Origin of the sequence: Nocardiopsis changdeensis (assembly GCF_018316655.1) — a bacterium.
In the GTDB taxonomy this organism is placed as follows: domain Bacteria; phylum Actinomycetota; class Actinomycetes; order Streptosporangiales; family Streptosporangiaceae; genus Nocardiopsis; species Nocardiopsis changdeensis.
Map to the genome: position 1 here is coordinate 295,226 of NZ_CP074133.1, position 16,251 is coordinate 311,476.

Genomic DNA, 16,251 nt, shown 5'->3' on the forward strand with positions numbered 1-16,251 from the left:
CGGAACTCGACGCGGGCGCGTTCTCGGGCATCTGCGGAGGGGCTGCGATGACCAGCGGGGACGTCCCGGGGGCGGGGGGAACGCTGCGGGCAGGCCGGGGGACCGTCCTCGTCGCCACGGGCACCTCTCTTCCGTCCACCTACAGGGGGCTGGTGTCTGGGTGACTACGCTAGGCATGATCTCGCGAACGCCGCGAATCGCCTAATTTCACTTCAGTCCAGCCCCCGACCGGTCATGGCGCCGCACAAGGCGTCCGAGCCGAGACGACGAAGGAACGATGGGTGTGAGTGGATACTGCCGGGTGACCGTCACCGGTCCGGAACGCTGGGCGGATCTGGCCCTGCCCGGGACGGTGCCCGTGGCCGCGTTGATGCCGCGCATCGTCGAGGTCTGCGCCCCCGACGACGGGTCACTGGAACCCGCGGCCTGGACGCTCACCACCGTCGACGGCGCCCCCGTCCACCCGGACGAGCCCCTGGAGGGGGCCGGGGTGCACGACGGCGACGTGCTGCTGCTGGAACGGCGCACCGCCCTGGGGAGACCCGCGCACGTGGACGACGTGCGCGGGGCGGTCGAGGACAGGATCGACGCGACGGCGCGGATCTGGAACCCCACCACGACCTTCGCGTTCGGCCTGCTGGCCGCCGTGATCGGGCCGCTGGCGGTGCTCGGGCCGGCGATGCGCCTGTACCCGTCGCCCTGGCACCTGGCCGTGGCGGTGCTGGGCACCCTGTTCGCGATCGGCGCGATGGTGATGGCCGCCCGGCGGCCGCTGCCCGCCGTCGCGCACGTGCTGCTCGCCGCCTCCTGCGTGTGGGGCGGGGTGGCGGCGGCGACCGCCGCCGGGCTGGTCACCCGCTCCGAGCCCCTGGTGACACTGGCGTTCGCGCTGGTCGGCGCGCTGCTGGTGGCGGCGGTGGGCTGGGCGCTGCACGAGACGGGCCTGCCCTACATCGCCGGACTGGGCGTCGTGGCGCTGGCGGCCGCGGTGCTGGTCGTGGTGGGCATCTTCGTGTCGCCCGTGTACGGGGCGCGGTCGATGGGGATCCTGCTGGCGCTGTGCGTGGGCGTGCTGCCGCGGGTGGCGATGGTGATGGGCGGGCTGTCGGGGCTCGACTACGAGGTGGGCCGTTCGGGGCAGGTCGCCACCGAGCGGTTCGAGGACACCTTCACCAACAGCGACCGGCTGCTGCTGGGCATCGTGACGGGCGCGGCGGTGTCGGGGGGCGCCGTCGTGGTCCTGCTCGGGGTGCTCGCCGAGGGGCTGCCGGACCTGCTGCTGTGCGGTCTGCTGTCGACGCTGCTGGTGCTACGCTCGCGCCTGTTCGACCGGATCCGGCACGTGCTGCCGCTGCGCCTGGCCGGCCTGGTCGGGTTCGGCGCGACCGGGTTCGCGGCGGCCGGGGAGTACGGGTTCCTCGCCGCCTGGCTGCCGGGGGCCGCGCTGCTCGCGGGCGTGGTCCTGGCCTCGCTGAGCTGGGTGCGCCTGACCGACGTGCCGCGCGCGTCGCTGCGCCGCCTCCTGAACTGGACGGAGATCCTGGTGGTCATCGCGATGTCCGGGGTCTTCGCCTGGGCGATGGGGCTGTTCGGCCTGGTCGCCCGTATGACCGGCTAGTCCGTGGCCCGGTGCGGTGCCGCCGCTTCGGACCGGTCCGGGGCCGGGGGCCCCTCCCCGTGCTCCGGGGCGGCCGCCCCCGCGGCGGCGCCCTCGGTGAGGGCGGCGAGCCGGCGGCGCCGCCGCACCTCGCGCAGGGACACCCCGACGATGCGGGTGGCCACCACCGCGCCGATCACCGCCAGCGGCAGGACCAGCGCCGTCACCGGCTGCCGGATCCCTTCGTAGCGGGCGCCGGAGCCGTCCAGCACCAGGAACCCGGCCGGGCGTGCCCGCACGGCGCCGACCCCGCCCGCGCCGTCGCCCCCGGTGGCCAGGAACCGCCCCGAGCCGCCGCCCATGAGCGTCAGCGACGCCACCCGGGCCACCGGGACGACCGTCGTCGCCCCGTCGGAGACCGGCGCGCCGAACACGGTCTCGACGCGCGCCGAGCCGCCGGTGCGCTCGATCAGGCCGGACAGGGCGGCCACGGCCGGGTGGCGTGCGGCACGGCGCGCCGCTGCGGATTCCGACATGTTCGTTCGTCCCCCCGGGAGTGAAAGCGGTCTTTCACGCTATAACGCCCATCGCCGCGCCGGGCGGAATCCCCGGCCCCTGGCGCGTTCCGGCCACCCGGGCCCGCCGCTTCCGGCCGCCATGCCCGGTCCGCTGCGTCCGGACCCCCACCACGGGCCCGCCACGCCCGGTCCGCTGCGTCCGGACCCCCACCACGGGCCCGCCACGCCCGGTCCGCCGCGCCCGGACCCCCGCCACCGGCCCGCCGGGCCCCGGTCAGAAGAGCGGCTCCCCGGGCTCGAAGGTGTCCGGGTCCACCGGGACCACCCGGTCCTCGGGGGTGATGACCACCAGGGCCTCCCCGTCCGGGTGCTCCGCCGCGCGCCGGAACCGGAGCGGCTCCTCGGCGCCGGCCAGCAGGTCCTCGCCGCTGCGGACGTCCCACACGTACGAGGTGTGCTCGGCGGTCTGGTCCCCCTCCGCCCCGGTGAAGACGTACCAGTCCGCGTAGAGCCGCTCCCCGTCGGGGGAGAACCCCAGGTGCCCCAGCTCGGCCCTCGTCCCGGCGTCGGCGAACCCGTCCATCGTGAACGACCGCACCTCGCGGCGCCGAGCGTAGTCCCACCACACCAGCCGGTCCCCGGAGACGAACACCACCTCGTCGGTGCCGGGGACCACGAGGAAGTCCGGCTCGGTCAGGTCCCGGACGGTGTGCAGCTCCTCGCCGCTGCGCACGTCCCACACCGTCATCTGCGAGGCGTCGGCCGTGATGATCCGCTCCGAGTCGGGCATGGACGCCCTGATGACGGAGTCCTCGACCACCTGACCCACCGGCTCCCCGGTGGCGGTGTCCACCAGGCCCACATGGGGCTCCTGCATGTGGGCGTCGACGAAGACCGTCATCAGCGAGCCGTCGGGGCTGAACCCGACCTCCCGGACCGACTCCGGCTCGTCCACCCACACTCCGTCGGGGCCGCTGGGGCCGCGCTGCGGGCCCAGGTGCTCGACGGTCGTCCCGGACGGCAGGTCGAACGAGGTCGCCATGGTCACCGGCGTGTCCACGCCGTCGAGTTCGCGCTCCACCCCGGCCGCCACCAGGCAGCCCGTCGGGGAGAACACCGGGACCATCGGCCCGGACACCCCGGCCAGCCGGGCCACCTCCTCCCGGGTGTCCCAGTCCCAGATGCTCAGCCCCTCGGTGGTGAGCACCGCCAGCAGCTCCCCGGAGGGGTCGAAGGACAGCGCCCAGGCCGGGGCCCGCTCCCCGGACAGCCGGTCCTCCGGGGCGGGGTAGGCGACCCCCTCCGAACAGGGGGAGCCCTCGGACATCACCGGGGCCGCGGGCTCCTCCTCCCGGCCCGCGCCCTGCCAGGCCCACACGCCGGCGGACGCGACGGCGGCCAGCGCCACCGCGCCGGCCGCCAGCGCGACGGCCCGCCGCGGGCGGGGGCGCGGCCGCGGCCGCGGGTCCGCGGCGGGCGGGGCGTCCCCGGCGGCCTCGACCAGCGCCCGCTGCTCCCCGGCCCGGGCGCGCACCGCCGCCAGCACCTCCCGCGGCCAGGGGTCGGCCGCGCGCGGCCCGCCGAGCATCCGCACCAGGTCGGCGGTGCCGGGCCGCAGCACCGGGCTGTTGCGCAGGCACGCCTCCACCAGGCCGCGCAGTTGCAGCGGTACCCGGGGCAGCCCGGCGGGGCCCTCCAGGCCGCTCGCGGCGTACGACACCGTGGCCGCCCACGAGAACACGTCGGTGCCCGGGCCGGTCCCGCCCTCGGGGGCGGCGAACGAGGGGTGCGGCGCCCGCAGGTCCACACCGGCGACCGCCCACTCCAGGCCGGGGTCGGCCAGCAGGGCCCGTTCGGTGGTGACCAGCACCCCGGCCGGCCACAGCGACCCGTGCGCCCGGCCCGCCGCGTGCACGTCGTCGAGCGCCAGCGCCAGGTGCAGGGCGAGCGCGTGCAGGGCGTCCGTGGACAGCGGGCCGACCTCGGCCACCAGGTCGGGGAGCCCCATGCCGTAGGGGTGCTCCACCGCCGCCCACGGCACCGCGCCGCGCAGGTCGGCGGCCAGCACCGTGCACACCCGGTCGCTCTCCAGCCGGTACCCGGCCTCCACCAGCTCGCCGAACACCGCGCGGAACCGGGCGTCGGTGGCGTGCTCGGAGCGCACCACGCGCACGGCCGCGGGCGGCCCGCCCGGGGCGGAGGCCAGGTAGACGCGCGCGTAGGCGTCCTCACCCAGCCGGGAGTGGAGCCGGTAGGGGCCGACGGAGGGCGGGTCGTGCGGGTGCAGGGGCTGCATGGTCCTTCAGCGGGTCTCCGGGAGCGGGGCGGGGCGGCCGGCGGGGGTCAGCCGATGCGGTCGATCAGCCTCATGCGGGCGGGGTCGATCACCCAGACGGGCGCGTTGTCGATGGGGACGGCGGCGAGCACCTCGTCGCCGGGGTGCACGGCGAGCCACTCGATGAACCCCTCGTCGCCGTCCTCGGTGATCTCCCGCCCGGTGGACAGCTCCCACACCTTGGTCCCGAACAGCGGCAGGTCGTCCTCGGTGATGACGATGTCCGACCCCTTGTAGTTGGCGTACAGCCGGTCGGCCGTCGGGTTCACGGCGACCTCGCTCAGGGAGCCGCCCTCGGGGACCTCCGCGGTGAACTCCCCGAGCCGTTCCCCGTCGGGCAGGGAGGTGCGGACGATCCGGCCGTCCTGGGTGACGTGGAACATCTCCGACCCGGAGAACGCGATGTTGGAGCCCAGCGTGGACCGCACCCCCTCCAGGCTCAGGACCTCCTCGCGGGTGCCGACCTCCCACAGGGTCAGCACCCCGTTGTAGTCCACGCCGACGACGTGTCCGCCGTCGGGGGTCGTCCGTATCTCGTCGGCGGGGCCCGGCCCCTTGTAGAGGCCGGTGGCCTCGCCGGTCTCCAGGTCCAGCTCGACCACGGAGGCGTCCGACCGCCAGTCCGAGTACAGCAGGGATCCGCCGTCGGCGGCGAACGCCACCGTCTCGACGTCGGTGCCCTCCTGGAGGATCCGGTGCTCCCCGGTCTCGACCGTGATGACGTGGACACCGTCGGAGTCGGCGTACGCGATGCGGCAGCCGTCGGGGGACACCACGGGGATCGCCCCGAAGCCGTCCGTCTCGATGCCGATGAGGCCCAGCTCGGTCTTCTCCCGCCAGTCCCACAGGGCGATGCCGCTGTCGCCCCCGGCCACCATGACGTCGCCGTCGGGGGAGAACACCGGGGTGAGCATCTGCGAACCCGGGGCCCGGGGGTGCTCCCGGGCGGCTTCGGCGTACCCGGGGGCGATGTGCTCGGCCAGGTCGCACCGCTCGCGGGAGCCGGGGCGCTCTCCGGGCCCCCCGTCCTCGCCCGGGGACGACACGGTGGCCCAGGTGCCGACCCCGCCGACCAGGGCCAGCGCGGTGGCGGCCGCGCCCGCGGCCAGGAGCCGCCGACGGCGCCGCCGGGTCCGCTCCAGCGCGCTCCTGTCCAGCGGGTGGGCGTACACGGACGACTCCACGGCCTCCCGGTACTCGCGGGCCGTGGCCTCCAGGAGCGCGGCGGCGGGCGGCGGCAGCCAGTCCGCGGCGGAGGCCGCGGGCGGGACCGGGCCGCCCAGCACCTCCAGGACCTCGCCCGTGGTGGGCCGCCGGGCCGGGTCCTTCTCCAGGCAGGCGGTGACCAGCGGCCGCAGGGAGTCGGGCACCCCGGTCAGCACCGGGTCGTGGTGGGTGATCCGGTACAGCACCGCCGACGGGTGGCCCTCGCCGAAGGGGCCGCTGCCGGTGAGGGCGTAGACCAGCACGCCGCCCAGCGCGAACACGTCGGACACGGTCCCGCCGGGCTCGTTCCGCACGTTCTCCGGCGCCATGTACCCGGGGGTGCCGATGATCCGGCCGTCCTCGCCGTGGGCGTCCCCCAGCGCGCCCGCGATGCCGAAGTCGATCACCTGAGGGCCGGACGCGGACACCATCACGTTGCCGGGCTTGAGGTCGCGGTGCACCGTCCCGTCCGCGTGCACCCGGCCCAGCGCCTCGGCGATCCCCCGGCCCAGGAACCGGACCGCCTCCTCGGTGAGCGGGCCGGTGAGCTGCACCAGGTCGTGCAGGGAGGGGCCCATGACGTACTCGGTGGCCATCCACGGCGTCTGCCCGGCCGGATCGGCGTCCAGCACCCGGGGGGTGTAGGGGCCGTGCACGCGGCGGGCCAGGTCCAGTTCGCGGGCGAACCGGCCGCGGAAGTCGGGGTCGTAGGCGTACTCGGCGCGCACCGCCTTGACGGCGGCGACGGTGCCGTCGGGGCCCGTGCCCAGGTAGACGCGGCCCATGCCGCCCACCCCGAGCAGCGCCCGGATCCGGTAGGGGCCGACAGCACGCGGGTCGCCGAGGGTCAGTGGTCGCATGGCGGGCTCCTCAGGTCAGCTCGGCGACGGTGGCGTAGTCGCCGTCGAGGATCAGGATCCGGCCCCCGCCGTCCGCGACGACCGCCAGGTGCTCCCCGTCGGGATGGGCCGCCAGCGGCGCGTACACCGACACGTCGGCGTCGCGCACCAGCTCCCCGGTGGCCGCGTCCCAGACGCTGCCCCGGTCCTCGGCCCACCCGAAGGCGGCGCCGTACAGCAGGCCGCCGTCGTGGGAGTAGCCGAGCCCGGTGACGGAGTCGTGCGCCTCGGACGGGGCGTCCATGGTGCGCAGCACCTCTCCGGTGGCGATGTCGACGGTCCGGACCTCCCCCTCCCGGTTGTGGACCGCCATGGTCCGGCCGTCGGGGGACAGGGCCGCGTAGCCGATCACCCCCTGCTCCCCCGGCAGTGTGTGGACGACCTCGCCGGTCTCCGCGTCCCAGACGGTCACGTCGGAGGGGTCGTCGCCCCAGTCCGTGACGAGGCCCACCAGGTACGCGTCGCCGACGGCGAACTCCAGTTCGCTGAGCGCCCCGTCCACCGGGATCTCCAGGTCGCCGGGGTCCCCGGTCTCCACGTCCCAGATCTGGATGAGCCGGTCGTTGTCCGGGTTCCCGCCCTCCGCGGCCAGCACGGCCACCCGGGACCCGTCGGCGGTGAAGGCCGGCATGTCGTAGAAGCCCCGGCCCTGGTTGTCGTAGCCGATCCGGGTGAGCTCCTCGCCGGTCTCGGCGTCCCACAGCATGACGTACTCGTCGTTGAGGCCGTAGCCGACGGCGGTCAGGCCGTCGGGGCGCAGGTCCGCGGCCTCGGGGGCGGGGGAGTCCAGGGTCCGGACCAGCTCCTGTCCGCGCCAGTCCCAGACCGAGACCCCGGAGATGCCGAAGACGTACAGAGTGTCCCCGTCCTCGGAGAACACCATGTCGTAGATCCAGCCGGCCAACGGGGACTCCCCGCCCTCCGGGGGTTCGGCGGACGGGCTCCCCGACGGGTCGGCGGCGGCCGTGGCGGAGGGGTCCGCCCCCGGCTCCCCGGCCGGCGACCCGCGTTCGGGCAGGGTCAGGGCCAGCGCGGTGCCGCCCAGCAGGACCGCCGCCGCGGCCGCCGCCGACACCGCGGTGATCCGGCGGCGGCGTGTGCGGTCCCGGCCGCCGGGTCCGGACGGGGACCCCGTCCCGGCGCCGGGCACGACGGCCTCCGGTCCGGGCACGACCGCCTCCGGCCCGGGCACGGACGGAGGGGGCGGCGCCATCTCCTCGGTGGTGCGCTCGGCCTCCTCCACGGACCGGGTCCGGTCCCTCCGGAGGTCGATCTGCTCGGTCACCGGCGAGGGCAGCCAGCCGTGCTCGGCGGAGGGCAGCGGCAGCGCCACCAGCCCGGCGAGGATGTCGGCGGCCTCCGGGCGCGCGTCCGGGTCCTTGGCCAGGCAGCGGGCGAGCATGTCGCGCAGCGGCCCCTCCGGGGCGGCCGCCAGGTTCGGCACCCCGGTCATCACGCGCCGCAGCACCCCGCCGACCGGGCCCCCGCCGAAGGGCGGCTCGCCGCTCGCCGCGAACAGCACCGTCCCGGCCAGGGAGAACACGTCGCTCTTGGGGGAGACGCCCTCGCCCACCACCTGCTCGGGCGAGGTGTAGGCGGGGGTGCCGAAGGTCTGCCCGGTGCGGGTCAGCACCGTGCCCTCCACCGCGCGGGCGATGCCGAAGTCGATCACCTGCGGTCCGCGGGGGGACAGCAGCACGTTGCTCGGCTTGAGGTCGCGGTGCATCAGCCCCGCCTCGTGGATGGTCCCCAGCGCCCGGGCCAGGCCCAGGGTGAGGACCAGCAGCGACTCCGGGGGGAACGGCGCGCCGGACAGCACCGCCTCCTTGAGGGTCGGCCCCGGGACGTACTCGGTGGCCATCCACGGCACGTCCGTCTCGGTGTCGGCGTCCACCACGGCGGGGGTGAACGGCCCGCGCACCCGGCCCGCGGTGCGCACCTCGCGGGAGAACCGCTTGCGGAACAGCAGGTCGTGGGCCAGTTCCTCGCGGACCACCTTGAGCGCGGACAGGTGGCCGTCCGGGGTCCGGGCCAGGTAGACCCTGCCCATGCCGCCCTCGCCCAGGCGGGCGAGCAGGCGGTGGGGCCCGATGCGCTGCGGATCGTCGGGGGACAGTGGTCGCACGGCGGACACGTTCCTCACGGGTGCGGGGTACGGGGGCGGAGAGGGTCCTCCGTCAATGTAGCGGTCCCGTGATGAACCGTTCGAGGAGTGCCCGAACCGGGACCCCGGGTGATCACCCGGCCAGCAGGCCCATGAGCGTCATTTCCATGTCGTACACGGCGATATCGCCGGTCTCCTGGCGCACGCCCGCCACCCGCGACCCGTCCGGCGAGATCGCGACGGGGAACAGCGCGGGCGGCGTCCACTGGGTGTCCTCCGGCGCGCCGCTCGCGAAGTCCCACACCGCCATGCCCGCCTCGTCGGTCCCCGGGCCCAGCAGGGCGGCCAGGACCAGGTCCGAGGAGGCGCTGTAGACCACGTCGACGGGGACGCCGTGGCCCTGGTCCGGGACGAACTCGCGCACCTCCCGGTCCGTGCTCGGGTCCACCAGCAGCACCCGGTCGCCGCGGGGCACCAGCACACCCCCGTCCCCGGGGACCACGTCGAACGCGCCCGCCCCCGCACCGCTGCGGTCCCGCACGACGCCGATCCGGTGCTCCCCGGAGGTGCGCCAGGCGACGACCCCGCCGCCGGACTCCCCGGCCGCGACGGTCCGCCCGTCGCGTGTGTACCGCACGTCGGCCAGGGCGCCCGATCCGGAGAGCGAGCCGGTCTCCTCCCAGGACACGGTGTCGTACAGGTGCAGGTAGCCGTGCCCGGGGCCGCCGTCCGTGGCCAGGGCCAGCTCCCCGCCGTCGGGGCTGAACGCCGTCGCCAGCACCTGCCGCTCCGCGGCCACCGTCCGGCTCCGCCCGGTGGCCAGGTCGGTGACCAGGGCGCCCTGCCGGGAGGCCTGGGCCACCAGGCAGCCGTCCGGGCTGAAGGCCGCCGGGGCGGGCGGCAGCAGCGCGCGGTCGTTGGGCAGGTGCGCCACGGCCAGGGAGGAGCGCCAGTCCCAGAGGGTGACCCCGTCGTTGGTGGCCACGGCCAGGGTCGCGCCGTCCGGGGAGAACGACAGCTCCACCAGGGTGTCGGCGGAGAAGTCCACCTGCGGGTCCTCGGGCGGGGGCAGGCTCTCCGCGACGCCGTTGCGCAGGGGGCAGGCCGAGGCGGCGGGCCCGGAGCCGCCCCGCGGGCCGGAGAGCGTGTACACGCCCGCCACCCCGATCAGCAGCAGGACCGCGAGCACCGCGCACAGCCGCAGCAGGACGCGCCCGCGCCGCCGGGGCCCGGGGGCGGCGCTCACGGGGAAGGGGTCGAACCCGGGCCGGGGCAGCGGTCCCAGGACGGGGGCGGCCACGGAGCGGTAGGACTCCTCCGCCCGGGTGACCGCCGCGCGGCTCCGGGGCGGCAGCCAGTCGGGTTCCGGGGGCTCCTCGGGCAGCGGACCGCCCAGCTCGTCCAGCAGCCGCGCCGCCGTCGGCCGGTTCTCCGGGAGCTTGTCCAGGCAGGCTCCGACCAGGTCGCGCAGCGCGTCCGGGAGGCCGGACAGGTCCGGGGGCTCGCGCAGCACCCGGCGGACCACCGCGGCCGGGTCGTCGGCCCCGGACACGGGCCCCGCGTCGAAGGGGGCGCGGCCGGTGGCGGCGAACAACAGGACCGAGCCCAGCGAGAACAGGTCCCCGGCCGGCAGCACGGTGCGCCCGGCCAGGTATTCGGGCGCGGTGTAGGCGGGCGGGCGGGAGTCCCGGAGCGCGGCGGAGTCCGCCAGGGCGCGGCCGATGCCCAGGCCGATCAGCCGCGGCCCGGCGGCGTCCACGAGCACGTGTGCCGGGGACAGGTCGCGGTGGACGCACCCCTGGCCGTGCAGCCGTTCCAGGGCCTCGGCCAGGCCCCGGGCCAGGAGGAGCAGGGAGGACTCGGGCAGGGGGCCGCCGCCGCGGACGAGGTCGCGCAGGCAGGGGCCGGCGACGAAGCCGGTGGCCACCCAGGGGTGTTCCGCGGACAGGTCGTGGCCCAGCAGGGGAGGGGTGAAGCGGCCGCGCACGAGGGAGGCCTCGGCGGCGTCGCGGGCGAAACCGGTGCGGAACCCGGGGTCGGCGGCGAAGTCCCGGCGCACGGCGCGCACCGCGGCGGGGCGGCCGTCGGGGGAGACGCCCAGGTACACGGCGCCCAGATCGCCGGAACCGAGATGGGCGATCAGGCGGAAACCACCGAGGCGGTCGGGCTCGTCGGGGGTGAGGGGGCGCATGGGTCCTCTGGGGGGTCCAGGGGTGGGTGAGGACGCGGTCGGGGCGAGAGGGGTAGGGGACACCTTAGTCCGTTGTCGGCCTCGTTAGGGCACGATTCGGGACCAAGGTCGCCCTTGATGCTGTTTCCCGCGCCTCGTCCGCCTATGCGGCTGATCGTCGCCGATCTCCTGGGGGCTCTGGGGCGGAAGAGAAGAAAGTCCTTGAATGAGTGGACCGCCCCGGTATCGCGGCGAGGCGGGCCCGGGCCGGTGGGCCTCCGGGGCGGTTCGGGGTGCCGTGCCGGGTCGGCGGTGTGCCCGCCGCCGGGGAGGCCGGGTGGGCCCGGGGCCTTGTGGGCACTCGGGGTGGCCCGGGGTGTGCCGCGCCGGGACGTCGGTGGGCACACCGCCGGGGAGGCCGAGCCCCAAAGGGCGGACGGGCGGGGCCGCGGGCGGCCGTGTGGCGGGCGCCGGGGGAACAGCACGACGGCCGACCCACCGTGCGGTGGGTCGGCCGTGGAAGTCCTAGGGGGCGCGGTGCGCCCTGCCGTGGCTCACCCCGTGTCCGCCGGGCGCGGGCCCGGGCGCGGGGGAGGGGCGGCGGTCAGGCGGCGACCGGCTGGGAGCGGTACGACGGCTCCGGGGGGAGGGCGACCGGGTTGAGCTTCTCGGCGGCGCCGACCGGGTCGCTGGCCGGGTGCGACATGGTGCCGCCCTGGAAGAGGTCGTTCCAGAAGAAACGGCCGTCGCGGCACCACACGTTGACGTCGTGCTTCACCGACATGACGGCCATGTCCGAGGTCCCGGACCAGTAGAACTGGCGGGAGGTGGAGGCGGAGAGTTCGCCCAGCAGGGCCGTGATCGCGCGCTGTGCGCAGAAGGCGTGGCGGGGCTTGTGCTTGACCCGTCTGGCAAGTGCCGACTTCACCCGGGAGGCCCGGGGGTTGTTCAGTCGCCAGTGACTCAAGGTCGTCTCCAGTGTCTCGGTTGCCGCGGTCATGGCCTGTGTGGCGGTTGCGGCCACGTCGCCGCGGTTCGAGGTCCGCCGTCCCGTCCTGGGGCGTTGACGGCTTCCCTCCACAAAGTTGGTGAGGTTCAGAGGTTGTCGTTACCTCGTAGTTATTCTTTGCGTTCCGGATGCTAGCAGCACCTCACCCCCGGCAGTCGAGAGTTCTGAGAGTGACCAATGTCACATTTAACGAAAGGGTCTCGACCACGTGTCGTATGAGACATGCAGGTCAGGCCATGTTTTTCGAACAAGTCATCGAGGCGCGGGATGACGATTACTCATCGGTAATCCCGGGTCGCCTGTCGGGAGAGTCACCCGGTTCCGGGACTCCTGGTGCGCCGACCATCGCTCTGTGTCACTTTGCCCGGCTTGCATGTCCTTGACCCTTGGACCGGCCGCCTTTGCCCCGTCCGGGGGATGTGGCGCCTTTCGCCGGGATGGCGGCCGACCGCCGACGGCGCGGCGTTCCGGGACCGTCCGCACCCCCGGTGTGGGGACGGGCCGCCGCACTGGAGGAGACTGGAATGGTCAGACCTCTACGAGAGAAGTGCCCGTGACCCAGACTCAGACATCCGGTGACAGGACGAAGGAGACGACCGTTCCCGCAGAGCCCTCGGGCGGTGCCCGCGCCTGGGTGGTGTGGGGCGTCGCCGTGATCGGTTACTTCCTGGCGATGGTCCACCGCAACGGCCTGGGCGTGGCCGCCCTGGAGGCGCAGGCGCGCTTCGACGTCGGGCCCGCGGTGCTCTCGCTGCTGCCGATGCTCCAGCTCCTCGTCTACGTCCTGCTCCAGGTGCCCACGGGTCTGCTCGCGGACCGCCTCGGCCCCCGCTTCACCCTCGTCATCGGCATGGTCGCGATGGCGATCGGCTCCTGCCTGTTCGCGCTGGCCCCGGGTATCGAGGCCGCGATCGCCGGGCGCTTCCTCATCGGGCTGGGCGACGCCCTGGTCTTCCTCAACGTCATCCGCCTGGCCGCGCTGTGGTTCCCGCGCTCCCGCTACGCCCTCGTCAGCGGGCTGACGGGCGTGGTCGGCGGCACCGGCCAGGTCGCCAGTGCCGCGCCCCTGGCCTGGGCGCTGGGCGGGGTCGGCTGGGTCGCGGCGTTCCTCACCACCACCGGGCTCACCCTGCTGGTCGCGCTGCTCGTCCTGGCGGTCGTGCGCGACCGCCCGGAGGGCGCGGCCGGGCACTCCACCGTCATCGACCCCATCCCCGTGTGGGCGGCGCTCAAGGAGGCGCTGTCCGCGCGCGGGCCGCGCATCGGCATGGCGCACCACGCGGCGATCATGGCGCCCTTCACGATGATGATGGTGCTGTGGGGCTACCCCTTCCTCGTCACCGGGCTGGGACTGGCCGAGGGCACCGCCGCCCTCACCCTCACCGCGCTGGCCGCCGGGGCGCTGTGGACGGCCCCGCTGGTGGGCGTGCTGGTCGGCCGCAGGCCGGCGCTGCGCGGAGGGCTGGCCCTCACCCTGGTCTCCGTCATCGGCCTGGGCCTCGTGCTGCTGGTCGCCTGGCCCGGCGGGGTGCCCACGGGGGTCGGCCTGGCGGTCATGGCGGTGTGCGCGGTCGGGCAGACGCTGGCGCCCACCATCTCCTTCGACTACGCGCGCGACGGGATCCCCGCCGGGCGCACCGGGGTCGCCTCCGGGCTGGTCAACATGAGCGGGTTCACCACGGCGGTGGCGTGCACCGTGGCGGCCGGGGCGATCCTCCAGGCGCTGCCGCCGGGGCCGGACGCGTTCCGCCTGGCGTTCCTGCCGATCTGCGCGACGACGCTGCTGTCGGGCGGCGTGCTCGCCGCCCTCGTCCTGCGCCGCCGCTGAGGGCGGCCGGGGCGCGCGGGGAAAGCGCGTGCGCGGGACGCCGGGGGCGGAGAGGATGTCCGTCATGCTCGCCTTCTACGACGCGCACGTGCGCGCCCTGCCCGACCCCCTGCCCGCCGGTGTCACCGCCGAACACGACGGGCCGCTGGTGCGGCTCCTCGGCGGCCACCGGGGGTTCGTGGCCGCTCCCGCCGACCTCCGGGTGGACGGGGCCGACCTGGACCGGCTCATCGCCCGCCAGCGGGACCGCTTCGCCGGGCTCGGGCAGGCGGTGGAGTGGAAGACCCACGGCCACGACCTGCCCGCCGACCTGACCGGCCGGCTGCGCGCCGCGGGGTTCGAGCCGGAGGAAGAGGAGACGGTCATGATCGCCCCGGCGGAGGATGTCGCCGCCGAGCCCGTGCCGCCCGAGGGGGTCGTGCTGCGCCGGGTGGAGGAGCGGGCCGACCTGGAGCGCATCGCCGCCTTCCAGGGCCGCGTGTGGGGGGACGACCGGTCCTGGGTGGCGGACGACCTCGCCGCGCAGCTCGCCGCGAACCCCCGGGGCACCGTCGTCCTGGTGGCGGAGGCCGGGGAGGAGGTCGTGTGCGCCGCGCGCCTGGAGGCCCGCCCGGAGGAGGGGCACGCGGGCCTGTGGGGCGGCTCCACGCTCCCGGAGTGGCGCGGCCGGGGGATCTACCGGGCGACCGTCGCCGAGCGCGCCCGCCTGGCGGTCGCCATGGGCGTCCGCTACCTCCAGGTCGACGCCTCCCCCGACAGCGCCCCCATCCTGCGCCGCCTGGGCTTCACCGCCGTCACCACCACGACCCCCTACGTCTGGACGCCCCCGGCCGCCGACGGCCGGTAGGAGGGCACGGCGCCGAGGCGTGGCGGGGCCGCGGGAAGGTCGGCGGGATGGCGGAGGATGGGCGCATGACGTCACCACAGCACCACCGCATCGACTACATCGAGCTCCCGGCCGACGACCTGGAGGCCTCCAAGCGCTTCTACGCCGAGGCGTTCGGGTGGGGGTTCAACGACTACGGCCCGAACTACGCGGGCATCCGGGGGCCCGGCGACCGGGAGGTCGGCGGGCTCAACCCGCAGGGGAGCGGACACCGCGGCGGCGGCCCCCTGGTGCTGCTGTTCTCCGACGACCTGGACGCCACGGCCGCGGCGGTCGAGCGCGCGGGAGGCCGCATCCTGGCGGGCCCCTACGCCTTCCCCGGCGGGCGGCGCTTCCACTTCGCCGACCCCGCGGGCAACGAACTCGGCGTCTGGGCCGAGTCCTAGACCAGGCCGGCGGCGCGTAGCGACGCCAGGGCGCGGTCGGGGTCCAGGGCGGGGTCGTCCCCGCCCCGCAGGGCCCCGGCCAGCGCCCGCACGGCCGCCTCGTCCGCGGTCCCCCGCTCCAGGCGGTCGAGGAAGGCCAGGACGGCCTCCTCGGACTCCCGGCCCTCGACCGGCGTCTGCGCGAGCACCCCCTCGGGGCCGCCGCCCGCCCAGGGCACCGACATGGCCAGCCCGTCGTCCTCGAGGTCGTCCGGGTAGGGCGCCCGCGCCCAGGCGCCGTCCTGCCACCAGTACAGGTAGCCGATGGTCATCCCGGCCGCCTCGTGCCTCAGCTCGTCCCACGGCAGCCACTCCGGGCCCCCGGCGAGGAAGTCCACCGGGTCGTCCCGCAGGTGCCCGTGGCTGCCGTCGGCGTCCTGGCCCCAGAAGAACGCGCGCCCGTCCGGCCGGCGGCCCAGGGACCACCACCAGGAGCCCCCGCCCCCGTCGGGGCACAACACCTCGTCCCCGTCGAAGGTGATGTCCGCGTCGAACAGGTGCAGCAGCACGGCGCGCGCCCACAGGCGGTCGGCCGGCAGCAGGTCCTCGGGCAGGCTCGGTCGGTGCATGCCGGGACTCTAGCGGGTCCCGACGACGCGGAAGGGGGCGGGGCCGTGCGGCCCCGGGGCTCAGGAGGGTCCGGCGATCCTCGCCAGCCCGCGCAGGCCCTCCAGGACCTCGGCCGCGGTCGGGGCGTTCTCCGGATCGCTGAGGCTCTGGATCATCACCCCCGTCATGAGCGCGGTCTGGGCCATGCCGAGCGTGCGGGCGCTGCGGTCCGTGACCTCCTCCTCCGGTGTGCTCAGCAGTATCGCCGCCATACCGCGCCACCCCTGGCCCACGCCCTCCGTCAGCTGCGCGCGGAGCGCGGGCTGGCGCCGCGCCTGGAGGAACAGCTCCACACTGGCGGTCCACAGGTCCGGGTGCTCGGCGAACTGCCCGACGAGCCGCTCCCACATCCGCTCGAACCCCTGCGCGTCGTCCCCGCCCCCGGGCGAGAGGGCGCGGCCGAGCTCGTCGCCCCACTCGTCGAGGAGCGCGAACAGCGCCTGGCCGAGCAGGGTCTCCCGGGACCCGTAGTGGTAGCCGATCGCGGCCGTGCTCACCCCGGCCGCGGCGGCGATGTCGCGCACGCTCGTGCGGTCGTACCCCTTCTCGCGCAGGCACCTCTTGGCCCCGGCGAGCAGATCTTCGCGGTTACCCATGGCGGTGACCCTACCAAGTTCTTGCTCGATCGAGTCACGCGATCGTTTTGCGCACTTGTTTTGCACGAT

At 75.5% G+C, this 16,251-nt stretch carries 12 protein-coding genes; 4 read left to right on the plus strand and 8 right to left on the minus strand.

The features are described from left to right. The first annotated feature begins 283 nt into the window (after positions 1-283). The gene (gene eccD / locus KGD84_RS01505) at positions 284-1,618 is read left to right on the plus strand and encodes a type VII secretion integral membrane protein EccD (RefSeq protein WP_220565454.1); all 1,335 of its coding nucleotides are present in this window, start codon (positions 284-286) and stop codon (positions 1,616-1,618) included. Here the strand turns inward: eccD and KGD84_RS01510 are convergent. The 6 genes from KGD84_RS01510 to KGD84_RS01535 all read right to left on the minus strand — a co-directional run bounded on the left by KGD84_RS01510 (position 1,615) and on the right by KGD84_RS01535 (position 11,796). Further along, the gene (locus KGD84_RS01510) at positions 1,615-2,133 is read right to left on the minus strand and encodes a hypothetical protein (RefSeq protein ID WP_255646961.1); all 519 of its coding nucleotides are present in this window, start codon (positions 2,131-2,133) and stop codon (positions 1,615-1,617) included. The genes eccD and KGD84_RS01510 overlap by 4 nt on opposite strands. A 256-nt stretch (positions 2,134-2,389) precedes the next feature. Then, on the minus strand, positions 2,390-4,411 hold the full coding sequence (locus KGD84_RS01515) for a WD40 repeat domain-containing protein kinase family protein (protein ID WP_220564337.1): 2,022 nt from the start codon (positions 4,409-4,411) through the stop codon (positions 2,390-2,392). Between the two features lie 47 nt (positions 4,412-4,458). Continuing rightward, a complete protein-coding gene (locus KGD84_RS01520; protein ID WP_220564338.1) occupies positions 4,459-6,516 on the minus strand; it encodes a serine/threonine-protein kinase in 2,058 nt (685 codons plus the stop codon). A 10-nt stretch (positions 6,517-6,526) separates the two neighbouring features. After that, the gene (locus KGD84_RS01525) at positions 6,527-8,680 is read right to left on the minus strand and encodes a WD40 repeat domain-containing serine/threonine protein kinase (protein WP_220564339.1); all 2,154 of its coding nucleotides are present in this window, start codon (positions 8,678-8,680) and stop codon (positions 6,527-6,529) included. 112 nt (positions 8,681-8,792) lie between these two features. Further along, positions 8,793-10,850, minus strand: a complete 2,058-nt coding sequence (locus tag KGD84_RS01530; protein ID WP_220564340.1) for a serine/threonine-protein kinase — start codon at positions 10,848-10,850, stop codon at positions 8,793-8,795. A 583-nt stretch (positions 10,851-11,433) separates the two neighbouring features. After that, positions 11,434-11,796: a hypothetical protein gene (locus KGD84_RS01535; RefSeq protein ID WP_220564341.1), complete on the minus strand. Its 363-nt coding sequence runs from the start codon at positions 11,794-11,796 to the stop codon at positions 11,434-11,436. Between the two features lie 595 nt (positions 11,797-12,391). Between KGD84_RS01535 and KGD84_RS01540 the strand changes: the two genes are divergently transcribed. The 3 genes from KGD84_RS01540 (at position 12,392) to KGD84_RS01550 (ending at position 14,938) form a co-directional block, all read left to right on the plus strand. Continuing rightward, complete coding sequence (locus KGD84_RS01540) at positions 12,392-13,666, plus strand: MFS transporter (RefSeq protein WP_220564342.1); 1,275 nt, start codon at positions 12,392-12,394, stop codon at positions 13,664-13,666. A 64-nt stretch (positions 13,667-13,730) separates the two neighbouring features. After that, positions 13,731-14,513, plus strand: a complete 783-nt coding sequence (locus KGD84_RS01545) for a GNAT family N-acetyltransferase (RefSeq protein ID WP_255646962.1) — start codon at positions 13,731-13,733, stop codon at positions 14,511-14,513. Between the two features lie 65 nt (positions 14,514-14,578). Next, on the plus strand, positions 14,579-14,938 hold the full coding sequence (locus KGD84_RS01550) for a VOC family protein (protein ID WP_220564343.1): 360 nt from the start codon (positions 14,579-14,581) through the stop codon (positions 14,936-14,938). On the opposite strand, the gene KGD84_RS01555 is transcribed toward KGD84_RS01550, so the two are convergent. Beyond that, entirely contained in the window at positions 14,935-15,546 is a 612-nt protein-coding gene (locus tag KGD84_RS01555) for a hypothetical protein (RefSeq protein ID WP_220564344.1), read from the minus strand. The two genes, KGD84_RS01550 and KGD84_RS01555, sit on opposite strands and share 4 nt — an antisense overlap. Before the next feature lie 60 nt (positions 15,547-15,606). After that, complete coding sequence (locus tag KGD84_RS01560; RefSeq protein WP_220564345.1) at positions 15,607-16,182, minus strand: TetR/AcrR family transcriptional regulator; 576 nt, start codon at positions 16,180-16,182, stop codon at positions 15,607-15,609. Positions 16,183-16,251 lie beyond the last annotated feature (69 nt).

Bases quoted from the DNA above. Each gene is read 5' to 3' on its own strand.
- KGD84_RS01510 (WP_255646961.1), bottom strand. From the start codon at position 2,133: ATGTCGGAATCCGCAGCGGCGCGCCGTGCCGCACGCCACCCGGCCGTG.
- KGD84_RS01515 (WP_220564337.1), bottom strand. From the start codon at position 4,411: ATGCAGCCCCTGCACCCGCACGACCCGCCCTCCGTCGGCCCCTACCGG.
- KGD84_RS01520 (WP_220564338.1), bottom strand. From the start codon at position 6,516: ATGCGACCACTGACCCTCGGCGACCCGCGTGCTGTCGGCCCCTACCGG.
- KGD84_RS01530 (WP_220564340.1), bottom strand. From the start codon at position 10,850: ATGCGCCCCCTCACCCCCGACGAGCCCGACCGCCTCGGTGGTTTCCGC.
- KGD84_RS01545 (WP_255646962.1), top strand. From the start codon at position 13,731: ATGCTCGCCTTCTACGACGCGCACGTGCGCGCCCTGCCCGACCCCCTG.
- KGD84_RS01550 (WP_220564343.1), top strand. From the start codon at position 14,579: ATGACGTCACCACAGCACCACCGCATCGACTACATCGAGCTCCCGGCC.
- KGD84_RS01555 (WP_220564344.1), bottom strand. From the start codon at position 15,546: ATGCACCGACCGAGCCTGCCCGAGGACCTGCTGCCGGCCGACCGCCTG.
- KGD84_RS01560 (WP_220564345.1), bottom strand. From the start codon at position 16,182: ATGGGTAACCGCGAAGATCTGCTCGCCGGGGCCAAGAGGTGCCTGCGC.